General features: G+C 44.1%; 13 protein-coding genes and 1 other annotated feature (1 of these 14 only partly in view). Of the genes, 7 read left to right on the plus strand and 6 right to left on the minus strand.

Annotated elements, in window-relative coordinates; genetic code table 11:
* Positions 1-26: a binding site (T-box leader), on the minus strand (it extends 197 nt beyond the left edge of the window).
* A gap of 198 nt (positions 27-224) precedes the next feature.
* From BN1691_RS13575 to BN1691_RS13590, 4 genes are all read left to right on the plus strand, one after another.
* A complete protein-coding gene (locus BN1691_RS13575) occupies positions 225-707 on the plus strand; it encodes a PH domain-containing protein (RefSeq protein WP_048602690.1) in 483 nt (160 codons plus the stop codon).
* Positions 646-2118, plus strand: a complete 1473-nt coding sequence (locus tag BN1691_RS13580; protein ID WP_082147176.1) for a PH domain-containing protein — start codon at positions 646-648, stop codon at positions 2116-2118. The genes BN1691_RS13575 and BN1691_RS13580 overlap by 62 nt, the downstream gene beginning before the upstream one ends.
* A 230-nt stretch (positions 2119-2348) precedes the next feature.
* Positions 2349-5546, plus strand: coding sequence for a transglycosylase domain-containing protein (locus BN1691_RS13585; protein ID WP_048602692.1), 3198 nt, complete (start codon positions 2349-2351; stop codon positions 5544-5546).
* Between the two features lie 177 nt (positions 5547-5723).
* Entirely contained in the window at positions 5724-6923 is a 1200-nt protein-coding gene (locus BN1691_RS13590) for an argininosuccinate synthase (protein ID WP_048602693.1), read from the plus strand.
* Here BN1691_RS13590 and acsA read toward each other — a convergent pair.
* Complete coding sequence (gene acsA, locus BN1691_RS13595; RefSeq protein ID WP_048602694.1) at positions 6920-8629, minus strand: acetate--CoA ligase; 1710 nt, start codon at positions 8627-8629, stop codon at positions 6920-6922. The two genes, BN1691_RS13590 and acsA, sit on opposite strands and share 4 nt — an antisense overlap.
* Before the next feature lie 193 nt (positions 8630-8822).
* On the opposite strand from acsA, the gene BN1691_RS13600 reads away from it, so the two are divergent.
* From BN1691_RS13600 to BN1691_RS13610, 3 genes are read left to right on the plus strand one after another with little or no spacing between them, the layout of a single operon-like run.
* On the plus strand, positions 8823-9455 hold the full coding sequence (locus tag BN1691_RS13600) for a GNAT family N-acetyltransferase (RefSeq protein ID WP_048602695.1): 633 nt from the start codon (positions 8823-8825) through the stop codon (positions 9453-9455).
* A gap of 23 nt (positions 9456-9478) precedes the next feature.
* Positions 9479-10120: a CBS and ACT domain-containing protein gene (locus tag BN1691_RS13605; RefSeq protein ID WP_048602696.1), complete on the plus strand. Its 642-nt coding sequence runs from the start codon at positions 9479-9481 to the stop codon at positions 10118-10120.
* On the plus strand, positions 10117-11283 hold the full coding sequence (locus BN1691_RS13610; protein ID WP_048602697.1) for an acetoin utilization protein AcuC: 1167 nt from the start codon (positions 10117-10119) through the stop codon (positions 11281-11283). The genes BN1691_RS13605 and BN1691_RS13610 overlap by 4 nt, the downstream gene beginning before the upstream one ends.
* Before the next feature lie 112 nt (positions 11284-11395).
* On the opposite strand, the gene BN1691_RS13615 is transcribed toward BN1691_RS13610, so the two are convergent.
* The 5 genes from BN1691_RS13615 to BN1691_RS13635 all read right to left on the minus strand — a co-directional run bounded on the left by BN1691_RS13615 (position 11396) and on the right by BN1691_RS13635 (position 15965).
* Positions 11396-12097 (minus strand): 5'-methylthioadenosine/adenosylhomocysteine nucleosidase, encoded by a 702-nt coding sequence (locus tag BN1691_RS13615; RefSeq protein WP_048602698.1) that lies wholly within the window; start codon positions 12095-12097, stop codon positions 11396-11398.
* 44 nt (positions 12098-12141) lie between these two features.
* Entirely contained in the window at positions 12142-12951 is an 810-nt protein-coding gene (gene motS, locus BN1691_RS13620) for a flagellar motor protein MotS (RefSeq protein WP_048602699.1), read from the minus strand.
* Positions 12941-13759 (minus strand): flagellar motor protein MotP, encoded by an 819-nt coding sequence (motP, locus tag BN1691_RS13625; protein WP_048602700.1) that lies wholly within the window; start codon positions 13757-13759, stop codon positions 12941-12943. The genes motS and motP overlap by 11 nt, the downstream gene beginning before the upstream one ends.
* Positions 13760-13827: 68 nt before the next feature.
* Entirely contained in the window at positions 13828-14841 is a 1014-nt protein-coding gene (gene ccpA / locus BN1691_RS13630; RefSeq protein WP_048602701.1) for a catabolite control protein A, read from the minus strand.
* Positions 14842-14876: 35 nt separating this feature from the next.
* Positions 14877-15965 carry a bifunctional 3-deoxy-7-phosphoheptulonate synthase/chorismate mutase gene (locus BN1691_RS13635; RefSeq protein WP_048602702.1) on the minus strand — a complete coding sequence of 363 codons (1089 nt, stop codon included), beginning with the start codon at positions 15963-15965 and terminating at the stop codon, positions 14877-14879.
* Between the last annotated feature and the right edge of the window lie 93 nt (positions 15966-16058).

The raw sequence follows: 16058 nt of genomic DNA on the forward strand, positions 1-16058 counted from the left end.
TTACTTCGCTTCTTCCTCACAATATGATTGATATTGATTGTGGCAATGGAGCAGATACTTCCTCTCCAATACCCTAATTTGACAGTAATGCTTTATATACTCTTGTACCATAATTCTCCCCTGTTTGTCAATCTTTCTATCTAGAATAGAAACAAAATCGCCTTCAGCTCCGTCTAAGACTTTGGTCTACTTCGTGTATGATATCCATATGAGGAGGTAAGGAAATGACATCTAATCTACCTGAGCATACGATTTCACCACGGGCAATCCGTGTATGGCGTATGACAGGCTTCTTCTATTCATTCGCCCTTTGGCTTATAGTTATCATACTCTTTCTGTTGCGTAATCGTTGGCATCTTCCTACTTATATCCTAATCGGTGCAGGATGTCTTAGCTTTTGCTTTACCATCGTCTTCATCTTCATTTTTCCAAGCTTACGGATGAAAAGCTGGCGATACGCCATTGATGAAGAGCAGATTGAGATTCAGCATGGAATCTTGATTATTACTCGTACATTACTACCTATGGTTCGCGTACAGCATGTGGATATGGAGCAGGGTCCACTTTTACGGAGATATCAACTGGCAGAAATTTCGATCTCTACCGCTGCAACAACCCATACCATTCCAGCCTTAGAAGAAAAGGATGCCGAGCAGTTACGGACTTATATCACCAACATGGCTCGGCTTGCCAAAGAAGATGTTTGAACCGAAACGTTTACATCCCCTTGTTATTTTTATCACGTTCGCGAAAGAACTGAAAGGTGCGATATTGCCAGTAATCGCTCTCTTTGCGGTTGGTTCGCGCGATAACTGGATCATCCTCCTGATTCTCGTTGCTCCGATTATCCTAGCGTTCATTTCAGGGCTCATGAAATGGCTCACCTTCCGCTACTGGGTAGAAGAGAATCAGGTACGAATTCATTCTGGTATATTTGTGAAGAAGCAGCGATATATTCCCTTCGAACGTATTCATAATATCAATGTAACGGAAGGCATCTTACATCGACCATTTCATTTGGTCAAATTAGAAATTGAGACAGCTGGCTCCTCTACCGGTGCAGAGGCAAGCTTGGATGCCATCAGCAAAGCTGATGCAGAAAGCTTAAAGCAATTGATTGCAGGTCATGCAATCAATGATCAGGCTGAAGCATCCATCATGAAAGAGCATGCACAATCTCCTCTCTATGAACTACATGGAAAACGGCTTTTTACTTTTGCAGCCACGGCTGGTGGCGCCATCGTCATGCTAGGTACCCTTGGAGCGCTCTTTTCTCAGATGGATGAGCTCATCAGTTGGGATCTTCTGTTTACAAGCTTTGAACGTCTTAGTGATTACCAGCCTATCATCTCTGTGCTCGTCGCAATCATGGTCCTCATTGCTTTATGGTTGATTGCCATTCTCCTGACCATCATCCGTTACTATCACTTTACCGTGACAAAAGAGGATGATAAGATTCATATTACTCGCGGCCTCTTAGAACGAAAAGAGCGCACCATACCACTGGCAAGGATTCAAGGCATACTCGTTGTGGAGAATCCTCTCCGTCAGTTCCTGGGCTTTGTCTCTCTTAAGGTGGTAAGTGCAGGGGGGAATGCACTGGAAAGCGGAGAAGGAACAGAGGCGTTTTTACTTCCTCTTGTAAAACGTGATGAGGTAGCAGCTATCCTCTCAAAAATTCTACCCGAATATCCTTGGCTCGAATCAGTTCAGCCTCTTCCCCAGCAGGCAAAGGAACGCTATCTCAGAAGACCACTCTTCTTCTTAGTACCTCTTGTCTGTCTGATCACATACTTCTGGTATCCCTGGGGACGATACTCCCTGCTCTTGCTTCCATTGGGTATGGGTTGGGGATACTTTAAGTATCGAGCAGCTGGTTATGATCGCGAAGGCAATATTATCTGCTTCCGATGGCGTTTCGTCTCAAGGAAACAATTGATCGCCAAAAGAAATCATATCCAAGCTTATCGTATGCGACAAAATCCCTTGCAAAGGCGCAGAGATCTAGTATCGGTGCAGATTTCCTTAAAGTCAGGAGAGTTAGCACTACATGGAAAAGTAATCGATCTAGACCAACCTACTGCCAGGGAACTCTATGCATGGTATTCCCGTAATTAAAATAATGATATTGAAAAGCCTCGTTATCGATACGAGGCTTTTTTCCATCAAATCGTAACTTTCCTTTTCCACCAACATCTAATTAAGTAGACTTGGTTCATGTAGGTGAATGGGTTTGAACATGAAGATAAAATGTTATGATAATAAGTATTTACCACTTAAATGCTTGATGATGTACTGATATTACATGTGATATAATGGTTGGGTAATTTGAAGGAGGAATCGAACCGATGCAAAATCGTCAATCTCCCTCGCCAGAGCAAAAGAAAAAACGGAAGAAGCGTCCCGGCGCCTCCCGTACCGTTATACAAGTACTTCTACTCATCTTTTTCCTAGGTGCTGCCTTCATTGGCAGTATTGCCGCTGGCTATGTGGCTGCCCTTGTTAAAGATGATCCAGTACGCTCGAAACAGGAGATCGCAGATAAGATTTTTTCGTATGAAAAAACAAGCTTTGTTTACTTTAATGATGGCTCCTTAATGGGGAAAATGATCACCGATAAAGACCGACGCCTTGTAACAGTAAAAGATGTCTCCCCCCATTTAATCGATGCCATCATTGCCGTGGAAGATTCACAGTTCGAAGAGCATAATGGAATCAATCTTAAAGCTATTTTTCGCGCAACCATCCAAGAGGTAACCAATAGTGAGGTACAAACAGGTGGTAGTACCTTAACACAGCAATTGGTAAAACAAACCATTCTTGGCACAGAGCGAACAAAAGAGCGTAAATTTAAGGAGATCTTCCTCGCCCTTCGTACCGAGCGGATGTTCTCGAAGGATCAAATTATTGAAGCCTATATGAACCAAATGTACCTGGGTAAAAATGCAAATGGCTCGAACATCTATGGTGTTCAAGCCGCTGCGAAAGGGATCTTTGATGTAGATGCCAAGGATCTAAATCTTGCTCAAGCTGCTTATATCGCTGGGATGTTCCAAGCTCCTGCGCGTTTTATTCCTTTTAGTGATGAAGGATTAGAAAATGGGAAGAGACGACAAGAGCTTGTGCTCCGACGCATGGTAGAAGTAGGAAAAATTGATGAAGCACAATATAAGGAAGCAGTCGCTTTTGATATTAAAGAAAGCCTTGCCTCCCCGAAGCCCCAAACGCTAGATAAATATCCTTATGTCATGTTTGAGGTGGAGGATCGTGCAGCCCAAGCCCTCGTGGATAAAGAATTAGCAGAGCGCAATATTGACCATTCTGAATTATCCCGAGAAGAGTACACCAATCTAATCAGTACAAAACGCTATCAAATTCGTCAGGAAGGTTATCATATCTACACCACCATTGACGGTAAGGTCCAAGATATGATGAACACCATCGCTACCAATTCTGAACTATATGCACAACCCAAGAGCTATGACTATCAGCCTGCTTCTGGAAAGTCGATTCGCGTAGAGAATGCCCTCGAGCAAGTAGGCGGAATCATGATTGATAATGAAACTGGAGCCATTCTAGGTATGATGGGTGGCCGTGATTTCAGCGTTGAGAATCTAAATCACGCAACGCAGACCAAACGTCAGCCTGGTTCATCCATCAAACCAATAGCCGCTTATGCTCCTGCCTTGGAGGAGGGCATTATCGCACCGGGCATGCCCCTAGACGATACCCCTATAGTTCGAGCACAGCAGAGTGGGAAAGCCTGGGTTCCGTATAATTGGAATAATAAATTTCATGGGATGATGACTGCACGTCATGCTCTCAATCAATCCTATAATATCCCTGCCATTAAGCTTTACGAAAAGGTAACCCCCCAAAAAGGGATCGAGTATATGAAAAAGATGGGGATTACCACATTGGATGAAGATAATAGGGATGATGGCTTAGACGACTTAGGTCCTGCAGTAGCCATCGGTGGCTTAACTCGTGGATTAATCCTTGAAGAGATTACCGGGGCTTATACCACCTTTGCTAATCAAGGTGTCTATAATCCAACCTATATCATCCAAAAAATTGTAGACTCTAACGGCAATGTAATCTATGAACATGAACAGGCACCTGTACCCGTTTATTCACCACAGACTGCCTATTTAATCACTGACATGCTACGCACTGTAGTAAACAATGGGACAGCCAGCACATTAAGGAACCAGTTCTTCAATCATTCCTATGACATCGCTGGAAAAACAGGAACGACTAATGATACGAAGGACGCATGGTATATTGGCTATAATCCGAAAGTAACCTTAGGTGTCTGGATTGGCTATGACTATCCGTATCCATTGGAGAGTGGAAGACGCCCCATTGTCATCTGGGGTCATGTCATGAAGGAGCTCGAAGCAAGTCATCCTGAACTGTTTAATACAGAGCTTACCTTCACCCAACCTGATGGGATCAAGAAGGTCACTGTGGATGCTAAGTCTGGTCTACTACCTTCGGAACTTACGAAAAAAGCAGCTGATTTATACGGAAATAAATACGGTTCGATTCTGGTCACTGACTATTTTAATGTGAAGTTCCTGCCTAAGGAGACCTCAGATGTATGGCATGAGGCCCGCGTCGTGACCATCAATAGTAAGCGTTATTTAGCAAAAGAAACGACACCTTCCGATATGATTGATAAAGGTCTCTTCTTTGAGCGTGAGCCTTATGATATTCCAGGTGAGAAGGATCGGAAGCTCTCTGAATCCCGTTATCTACCACCGGACTTTGCTATTGAGATGCCAAAGGATCATGACCCGCGGGAAGAGGATGGCCATATTCCAGCCAAGCTTCAAGGTGTACAAGTAAAGATGGACACAGAAAGTGGTCATGCTGTACTCAGTTGGAAAGAAAGTCCTGAATCCGACGTGGTTGGCTATCGAGTCTATCGCTCCAGCAATGGGGAAGATTTTAAGCATGTAGCTTCTTTAAAAGAGAAAAGTAAAGCAAGCCTAACGGATCAGACATCCAAAGATGGTCATTACTATGCCTACTATGTTGTGGCCGTTGATGTATCGGGAAATGTTTCCGATCGCTCTGAGCTAGCCACTTTAAACCGTACAGGCAATGATCACTTCGATCCGCTGAATCCTAGCGGTCCAAACCAAGGAGATGTTACGGGCGTACCTTCAACACCAAATGGCCTTACAATCAGCCAAACAACAATGGGAGTACAGCTCTCTTGGAATAGTAGTCCAAGTAATGAAGGTGTATTGAGCTATAATGTTTACTATACCAATGATCTAACCAATGCATTTCAACTCATCGGTTCCACCAACCTGCCCTTATTCCAGCATGTCAGTGAGCATACCAGTGGCTACTATCAAGTATCCGCTGTAAATAATGTTGGTGAATCTGCTCGCAGTGCAACAGTCCACCTTGATGGAGCTTCAAGCAATCAAAATAACGGGACGTCAACTCCCGAAACCAATCCATCAACACCTGGCACCGAGCAACCTACGAATAACGGAGGAACCGATCCACTTAATCTCTTTAATCCTTAAGTCTTATGTAAGAAAGCCATCAGATGAATTCTGATGGCTTTCTTTTTTATTTCTTATTGCATTTTTATTCGAAATCTGATACATTGTTTTTAAATTAGTTCCTAGGAAGCGTATTTTTTTTAATTGCAATTGTATATTTATCTACTTCCTAGTATTTTTATGACTGGGGGAATCAGAATGTCAACGAAGAAATTAGTTTTGGCCTACTCCGGCGGTTTGGATACTTCCGTAGCCATCCAATGGCTTAAGGGGCAAGGATATGAAGTAATTGCCTTGTGCCTCGACCTAGGTGAAGGAAAGGATCTGCAATTTGTTCAAAAGAAGGCGTTGCAAGTTGGAGCTAGCAAATCCATCGTCCTCGATGTACAAGATGAATTTGCCGAAGGATATGTGCTGCCTGCACTGCAAGCACATACCCTCTATGAGCAAGAGTATCCTTTAATCTCAGCTCTATCCCGTCCACTCATTGCTAAAAAATTGGTAGAAGTAGCGGAAGAAGAAGGCGCAGTTGCTGTAGCACATGGCTGTACAGGGAAAGGGAATGACCAGGTACGGTTTGAGGTTTCTATTCATGCACTACAGCCTGAATTAGAGGTCATTGCTCCCGTTCGGGAATGGCATTGGTCACGGGATGAGGAGATCGCTTATGCCAAAGAGCATAATATCCCGATCCCTATTAATCTGGATAGTCCATACTCCATTGATCAAAACCTATGGGGACGTAGTAATGAATGCGGATTATTAGAAGATCCATGGATTACACCTCCTGAAGATGCTTATGAATTAACAAACTCCATCGTCAATACACCCGATGAACCAGACATCGTAGAGATCCAATTTGATAATGGAATACCTGTTGCTCTCAACGGTGAAGAATTACCCCTCTCCCAATTGATTCTCCAATTGAATCAATTAGCAGGAAAACATGGTGTTGGCCGGATCGACCATGTAGAGAATCGTCTAATAGGGATCAAGTCACGGGAGGTCTATGAAGCCCCTGCTGCTATGACCTTAATTAAAGCCCATAAAGCATTGGAAGCCATTACCCTCACCAGTGATGTTGCACATTTCAAGCCCATCATTGAACAAAAATTGAGCGAGTTGATCTATAATGGACTCTGGTTCTCACCTTTACGCGAAGCTCTCGATGGGTTCCTCCAACAAACTCAGCATGATGTAACGGGTACTATACGTATTCGCCTCTTCAAGGGACATGCCATCGTTGAGGGACGTACTTCTCCTTATACACTCTATAATCATGAATTGGCCACATATGGTATGGATGACCAATTTGATCACAGCGCTGCTGTTGGCTTTATCACACTCTATGGTCTACCTACCAAGGTATATCGGATGGTTCACAGCAAAAAGAATTAATCTTCGAGGGTGGAGAGATCACCTGTTGGAAGCTTTAATTCCCAAGCTTTTAAGACACGACGCATGATTTTACCACTCCGTGTCTTTGGTAGCTTCTCTTTGATTTCAATCTCTCGTGGGGCGGCATGGGCTGCAAGTCCTTGCTTTACAAACTGCCTTAATTCCTCAAGCAGTTCGTCAGAAGCATGATAGCCGTCCCGCAGAGAGATAAATGCCTTAATAATCTCCCCCCGCACCGGATCGGGCTTGCCAATCACTCCTGCTTCTGCAACCGCTGGATGCTCCACCAGCTTACTCTCTACTTCAAAGGGGCCTACCCGCTCTCCTGCTGTCATAATCACATCATCCACACGACCCTGATACCAAAAGTAGCCATCCTCATCCTTAGTCGCTGCATCCCCAGAGATAAACCAACCATCTTCGGTAAAATAAGATCGATACTTTTCATCATTATTCCAGACTTTTCGCATCATGGATGGCCAGCCTTGACGAATTACGAGATTTCCCATTGTGTTAGGAGGTAATAAATTCCCTTGATCATCGATGATCTCCACTTCAACACCAGGGAATGCTTTGCCCATGGAACCTAGTCGAATCGGCATACAAGGATAGTTTCCAATGATTTGACCACCTGTTTCTGTCATCCACCAGGTATCATGGATTCGGCGCTGAAATGCTTCCATCCCCCAACGGATCACCTCAGGGTTGAGAGGCTCTCCTACGCTTAGTAGATGACGCAAGCTATTGAGCTTATACTGATCAGCGACCTGCTTCCCTGCTCCCATCAGCATGCGAAAGGCGGTAGGTGCACTGTACCAAACCGTTACTCCATACTTCTCAATGGTCTGATACCAATCATGGGGATTAAAGCGTCCACCTCGTACTACACTGGTTGTTCCCAAGAGCCAAGGTCCAAAAATCCCATAGGAGGTTCCTGTAACCCAACCAGGATCCGCAGTGCACCAATAGATATCCTCGTCATGGAGGTCAAGGATCCACTTTGCGGTTTGATAGTGCTGAAGCATGGCATAATGAACATGGAGCACCCCTTTGGGCTTCCCTGTAGAACCTGATGTATAATGAAGTATCATTCCATCTTCTGGGTCCATCCAAGTTATTTCTAATTCTTCATTGGCGTCCTTCATCAATTGACGAAAATCATGAAGAGGTGATTCTACACCTTCGCCAAGAACGAGAATATGCTGGAGCTGTTTTAGCTTTTCGATGGGAACGCGTGGTAGCAGCTCTTGCGTCGTCACTAACATTTTAGCCCCGCTATCTTCAAGACGATCATACACGGCCCCTTCCATGAATGCTTCGAATAATGGTCCTACAATGGCCCCTACCTTCAGTCCCCCTAAAAGAGCCACATACAATTCTGGGATTCGAGGCATAAAGATAAAGATTCGTTCTCCCTTCTCAATCCCCAGCTTCCGGCATACATTACCAAAACGATTGCTCAAGCGGCGCAGCTCCTCAAATGTATAGGATTCATCCCGCTTCGCATCTGAATAATAAAGAGCCACCTTATTTTTTCTCCAGGAATACGCATGACGATCGATAGTCTCATAGGCCATATTCATTTTTCCCGTTGCGTGCCATGAGAACTCCTGCTTTACCTCTTCCCAAGAAAAACTAGAATATGCTTCATCATAATCCCGTAAATGATAGTTTCCCTTTACAGGCACGAGTGATTCCACTTTTATTCCTCCTTTACCTTTTATTGCTATTCTATCACAAGAGTATTAGGTTAAGTCAAAATTTTTCGAATTATTTGTAATATAAATAACTATGATTATAACAATTTCATGACATTTACCTTTTAACTACAGATTATACGAATCCTCGATTATAATGAGGGTAGGGATTGGTTGATTTTGTCAACAGGGAGGATACGTGGTGAAGCATGAAAAAGTGTACCATTCATATGAAATGCTGGTAGAGGAGTGTAAGATTGTAATAGAGGGACCTGTTTCACCTGAGGAGTTAAGCTTATTAGGGATGCATCATCAATTGACTGCTTTTCGTCAGCCCGAGCAGCAGCAAGAAGCCCTTACTCAAATTGCTCTACGTGAGGAAGGACGCATTATTATCGCCCGGAAAAATGAAACTATTGTAGGCTACGTTACATTCTCCTATCCCGATCCCATTGAACGCTGGTCACAAGGTGATATCCATTCCTTAATTGAGCTCGGTGCAATCGAAGTAGCACCACCCTTTCGTGCAACTGGTGTCGGATCACAGTTATTAAAGGTTGCTTTTCTCGATCCATTTATGGAAAATTATATTGTCATCTCTACAGAATACTATTGGCACTGGGATCTAAAAGGGACCAACCTCAATGTTTGGGAGTATCGTAAGGTGATGGAGAAGGTGATGGGATCAGTAGGACTCCTATGGTGTGCAACCGATGATCCTGAAATCTGTTCCCATCCCGCCAATTGTCTAATGGTACGAATCGGTAAAAATGTTTCAATGGATGACATCATGCGTTTTGAACGTCTACGCTTACAACGACGCTACATGTTTTAGTACATGAGCTAGGAGGGGTTTCTATGCTGGTTGAAGAGATTATGATCCAACGAGTTTACACTGTCGCTCCTACGGATACTGTTAGAATGGGCCTTGTATTAATTCAACAATATGAGATTCGCCACATACCTGTAGTTGAGGATGGTCATCTTGTTGGAATTGTTAGTGACCGCGACTTACGTGATGTCTGTCCATCTACTCTTGGCTGTGAAGAAAAGAGTGAGATCTGGAATACACCCATCGCCAAAATCATGAAACGCGAAGTGATCACTGCTCATCCCCTAGATTTTATTGATGAGGCAGCTTATACCATGTACTCTGCTCGGATCAGTTGCTTGCCTATTGTGAGTAATGGTGAATTAGTAGGAATTATTACTGCAACCGATCTTCTCTCCACCCTTGTTGAATTGATGGGAGTTCATAATCCCACCACCCGTGTAGAGATCGAATCTCCCAATCCAGTGGAGAACCTTCAAATGGTGACTAAAATTCTCGCCCAGTATACCTGTCATATCGATTCATTGATGGTTATGCCTGACACACCTACCAAAAAGCAACGAATTATTCTTCGTATCACTACAATGAACCCTGGTGATATCTTACTGGCATTTAAGCACTCGGGATTACGAATTCTATGGCCTCATGATCTAGGAGTCGATTTATGAGCAGAGAGGCTTGCTTTATCGATTCACCGCTTCTTTTAACTTATCAATTCTATGAAGGACATCCGTTCACACAGCAGCGGGTGCCTCTTACCCGTTCTTTACTTGAAGCATTGGGCTGGTTAGAAGAGAAACAGATCCAGCCCCCACGTATTGCCACCGATGAAGAACTAGAGTTGGTTCATGAACAAGGGTATATTCAACTGGTAAAAGCAGTGAGCACACCTAACACACTCTCAGCAGAATTACGCCAGCAAGCCTACCAGCATGGGCTCGGGACAGAGGATACACCACTCTTTCCTCATATGCATGAAGCATCGACACTAGTCGTAGGTGCAACCTTATCTGCAGTGGAAATGGTGATGGAACAAGGGATTCCCCATGCCCTCAATCTGTCTGGTGGATTGCATCATGCTCTATCAGGCAAGGCCTCTGGCTTCTGTATCTACAATGATTGCGCTGTGGCCATTGCTTATATGCGAAAAAAATATGATGTCCGCGTCCTCTATATCGATACAGATGCCCATCATGGTGATGGTGTTCAATGGGCGTTCTATCATGACCCCCAGGTGATGACTATTAGCCTACATGAAACAGGGAAATACCTCTTTCCTGGAACAGGGCATATTACAGAACGAGGCGATGGGCCAGGTCTTGGATTCACCATTAATCTTCCCCTTGAGCCTTATACAGAGGATGAGTCCTTTATCTCCATCTATCAATCTATTATTACCGAAGCCGTCAAGGTGTTTCGACCAGATGTTATCATTACACAGAATGGTGCTGATGCCCATCGTTGGGACCCACTCACTCACCTCGCTTGCTCCACTTCTATTTATCAAATCATCCCACAACTGGTTCACGAACTGGCTCATCAATATTGCGAAGGGCGCTGGATTGCCACTGGCGGTGGTGGCTATGATATCTATCGTGTGGTTCCACGTGCTTGGGCGCTGCTCTGGGGTGTGATGAGTGAGCAAGCGATCACTCAGCTCCCTCTCCCTCCTTCCTGGTTGCAGCAATGGCAGCCCCATAGTAAGGAACAGCTTCCCTCCCATCTCTTCGACACACCTTTTCCTGCCATGCCTCGCAAGCAAGAAATTATGGAAAAAAATCAGCGTACAGCTGATCGAGTCCGCAATTACCTACAGCGTTTACAATCGTAAAAAGTCCAAAAAGGGCTGGTCTCAAAGGTATTATATGCTTTACCTTCGAGGCCAGCCTCTTCATGTTGCCATTAATTCCACTTCCGCTTACGACGAATTTGAAATAGTGTTATTACATATTCCAGCGATCTAACATGCCAGTAATAATCAAGTAGGAGTGTTTAGCCACCACATGCATAAATTCATGGTAGCTAACCTCTGCTTCGCCATCAGCCTGATCAGACATGGAGCGAATCACCACAAATGGAAGCTGATTCATCCAGCATACTTGGGCAACCGCAGCTCCTTCCATCTCTGTACAGCTCGCTTGAAAAATCTCCTTTAGCTGAGTCACTTTCTTGCTGTCTGCAATAAATTGATCCCCTGAGACTACACGACCAGTGAAGACTTGTTGTTCCGGTACCTGTTCTTGACTAGCAGCAACAGCTAATTGAACTAAGCTAGGATCAGCTGGAAAAGCAATTTGTGATACATAAGGAATTTCACCAGGTTGATAGCCCAGCGCTGTTACATCAACATCGTGCTGAACACAATCTGTAGATATAATTAAGTCTCCAATGCGTAGACGGAGGTCAATGGCTCCAGCTACACCAGTAAAGAGTAATGCTCCTACTTGAAAGTGATCCACCAATAGCTGAGTTGCAACAGCCGCATTCACTTTACCAACGCCTGATTTACAGAGGACGACATCTTGTCCACGTAGGCTTCCTACATAGAATGGCATACCAGCAAACTGAAATTCTTCATAGGTTTTCATTTCAGCTAAATAGAGGGCAATCTCTTCATCCATAGCCCCCATCACAGCGATCTTCATAGATATCCTCCCTCGATGTTCAATCTCTGCTTCTATTCTATCAGCTATTGCTGCCCTTTGCTATTGGGATGTGAGACGACATCCATCGCTGCTTGATCAGCATAAGGATCCGCGATCACAATGACAACACGGCGATTCTGTTGCTTGCCCTCAGCTGAATCATTGGATGCAACAGGCTGTTGATCAGCATAGCCTACAGCAACAAAACGGCTCGGATCCATCTTATGCTCATCGATAAAGTAACGGATTACCGTGCTTGCCCGTGCTGTGGATAGCTCCCAGTTACTAGGATAACGGTGACTGTACACGATGGGATCACTATCAGTATGTCCCTCTACTTTTATCTGATTAGGGATAGCAGAAATGAGATCGGCTATCTTTGTAAGTAATGGTAGCGCTTCACTCCTTAATTCAGCAGATCCTGAATTATAGAGAACCTGATCCTGCAATACCATCACAACACCTTGCTCTGTTCGCGTTGCTGTCACAACACCCTTGAGCTGATTCTCTTCCAAATATGTATTGATCACCTTGAGAATTTTTGCTAATTCCTGATCGCTCTTACTCTTCTTATTATCCCTTCCTGCTTGACTTTGCACATCCCATTCATCCACTTCTAAGTTCTTAATATTCTCTGCCCGTTCAGCAGGATTATCAAAGGGAACAATGGACGGATAAAAATCAAAGATGGCACGATTTTGAAACGATTCTGCGATAGCATTAAACTTTTGAACATCAATTTCTGAAGCAGCAAAGAGCATAATAAAGAAGACAAGAAGCAATGACATCAAGTCAGAATAGGTCGTCATCCAAGGTGGTGACCCTTTCTTTGCTTGTTTCCTCTTACGCTTCATAGTTTGCTTCCTCCGCTTTCGCTTCTTCCTGTTGTATTCGTTCAGCTGGTGATAAGAAGGCAATCAATTTTTCTTCAAGAATTTTTGGGTTTTGACCGGATTGAACACCGAGTACACCTTCGATGATCACTTGCTTCATGAATACTTCCTGATCACTTTGATTCTCTAGCTTACCTGCCATAGGAATGAAAACAAGATTGGCAAGCACAGCACCATAGAAGGTGGTTACCATGGCTAGCGCCATCTTTGGACCTAATGTACTAGGATCATCCAGGGTTTGTAACATGAGTACCAAACCGATTAAGGTCCCGATCATCCCCCAGGCAGGGCCTAATTCACCTAAGCGTTCAAGAATCTGACGACCACGACGGTGACGTTCTTCCATGGCCACCACTTCTGCCATCATGATCTCACGAATCAATTCGGGTTCTATTCCATCAATAGCTAGTAAAATACCTTTACGAATAAAGGGGTCATCCACTTCTTCGATCTCTTGTTCAAGAACAAGAAGACCTTCCTTTCGTGCTTTGGTCGAGAGCTGTGTAAAGAGCTGAATCAGTTCTTGTAATTCCATCTCTCTTTGAACAAATGCTTGCTTCACAACGGTAAACATCAACTTAATCTCTTTGATGTTATAGCTTACCATCAATGAAGCAAACATCCCACCCAGCACAACAATCACTGAGCCAATATCGACAAAGCCACCGGCTCCTGATAAGCCACCTCCATTTAAAATGGATATTGTGATAAATGTAGCTCCTAAAAAGATCCCTATGGGTGTAAGTAAATCTCTCTTCTTCTTAGACATGACTCTCTCCCCACACTTGTAGTAAAAATCTCTCTATTACTATGTATCGGCAGATCGATGGGAGTTATTCAGCCCTTCTCAATGGAACATGTAGATTGGCGTACCTCGATGCGATGGGGAAGAATCACACATGAAGACTCCACTTCTTCATTCATCATATATTTGGTCAGAAGGCGCATGGAAACAGCACCAATGTCGTACATGGGTTGAACCACCGTGGTTAGAAGTGGCCGCACCATGGTGGCTAAGCGAGTATTATCAAAGCCAAGAACTGAAATATCCTCAGGGACACGTAAGCCTTGATCGAGGATGGCATGGATGGCACCAATGGCCATTTCATCACTTACCGCAAAAATTGCAGTGGGAGGTTGACTCTGTTGGAGTAGCTTTTTCGTCTCTTCAAAACCAGACTCATAATGCATATCCCCTGTACAGATCATATTCTCGTCAATGGTGAGACCTACATTGGTCATGGCACGGCGAAAGGCCTGTAAGCGGATGGTACCGAAGAGGGGCTCATCAGGTGGGCCACTGATCAAAGCGATCCGTTGATGACCTAGTTCATGAAGATAATGAACTCCTTCCTCCATGGCTTTCCCATGATTGATACTCACTGAGGGGAGAATTCCTTCTTCATCCAATGTGGAACTGAGTACAACAGGGACATGTCCTGTTTGCAAAATTTCACGATGGTCTTGCGTCACCTTTGCTCCCATAAATAAAAGGCCATCCACCTGTTTCTCTAGCATTGTCTCAATGAGACGAAGCTCCTTGCCCTTATGTTCGTCTGAATTGCAAAGAAAAATATTATAATCATACATATTGGCGATATCTTCAATACCACGAACCAATTCCGAATAGAATGGATTGGAGACATCGGGAATTACCACCCCTACGGTCTTAGTTCGTTTGCTGGCGAGACCACGGGCTACAGCATTAGGACGATAGCCTAGACGCTGAATCGCTTCCTTTACCTTTTTACGCGTTGCTGGTTTTACATTGGGGTTCCCATTCACAACTCGAGAGACCGTGGCCATGGAAACACCTGCTTCTTTGGCCACATCATAAATGGTTACTGGCACAATTGACACCCTCTTTCTCGATACATGGGTAATCCTTATAAGAGCTGCTTACCCATGATTGATAATTGATCATGCATACCTTGAATAAACTGATCCAATTGCGCTAAGTCAATTTGCTGCATGGCATCCGAGAGTGCCACATTGGGATCAGGATGAACCTCAATCATCACGCCATCTGCACCAGCTGCAAGGGCAGCTTTAGCACATGGTAGTAAAATATCACGACGACCTGTAGCATGAGTCACATCCACCAGTACTGGCAGATGACTCTCTTGCTTAAGAAGCGGAACAGCAGAGATATCTAAGGTGTTCCGTGTCCACTTTTCATAGGTACGTATTCCCCGCTCACATAAAATCACACGATGGTTGCCATTGCTTAAGATATATTCTGCAGCATAGAGTAGCTCTTCGATGGTGGCCGACATTCCCCGCTTTAAGAGAATGGGTACATCCACCTTACCAGCTACCTTTAAGAGCTCAAAATTCTGCATATTACGAGCACCAATCTGGATCATATCTAAGTATTGGGCTGCTTCCTCCATGTAGGCAGGATCCACTATTTCACTAATTACAGCAAGTCCATGCTTCTCTCCAGCAGCTTTTAACATTTTAATACCTGGAAAGCCTAGCCCCTGAAAATCATATGGTGAAGTTCGAGGCTTAAATGCACCACCTCGCATGGCATGAAGTCCATATCCTTGCAATGCCTTGGCAACGATCTCGAGCTGTTCGTCACTTTCCACGGAGCATGGTCCGGCGATTAATACAGGATTTTTACCACCGATGATTAGGTCCTTCACCTGAATGACCGTATCCTCTGCTTTTCGCTTACGGCTCACCAATAATTGCTTCTCACATTCCTCCTTTTGCAGATCAAGAGATGCCTTGAAAATCTCTTTAAAAATATGTTGAATGGTAGCATCACAGAATGGACCATGATTGGCTGCCTTTAATTTATTCAGCATCTCCCGCTCACGCGTAGGATCAAAGCGTTGAACACCTTGTCGTTGTTTAATCTGTCCAATCTGTTGGACGATGGTTGCACGCTGGTTTATTAAGTCAAGAATTTGAAGATTTAATTGATCCAACTCAGTTCTTAGATCTTCCAGCTCACGGTTGCTCAAGTGCTCATCCCTTTCTACAATCGATATACATTTTTTTGAACTGCCATCCTAAAGTATTCCTAATGGTAATTATACCTTGTCCAGTACCTGATT

The sequence above is a fragment of the Rubeoparvulum massiliense genome (genome assembly GCF_001049895.1).
GTDB classification, from domain to species: Bacteria; Bacillota; Bacilli; order Rubeoparvulales; family Rubeoparvulaceae; genus Rubeoparvulum; species Rubeoparvulum massiliense.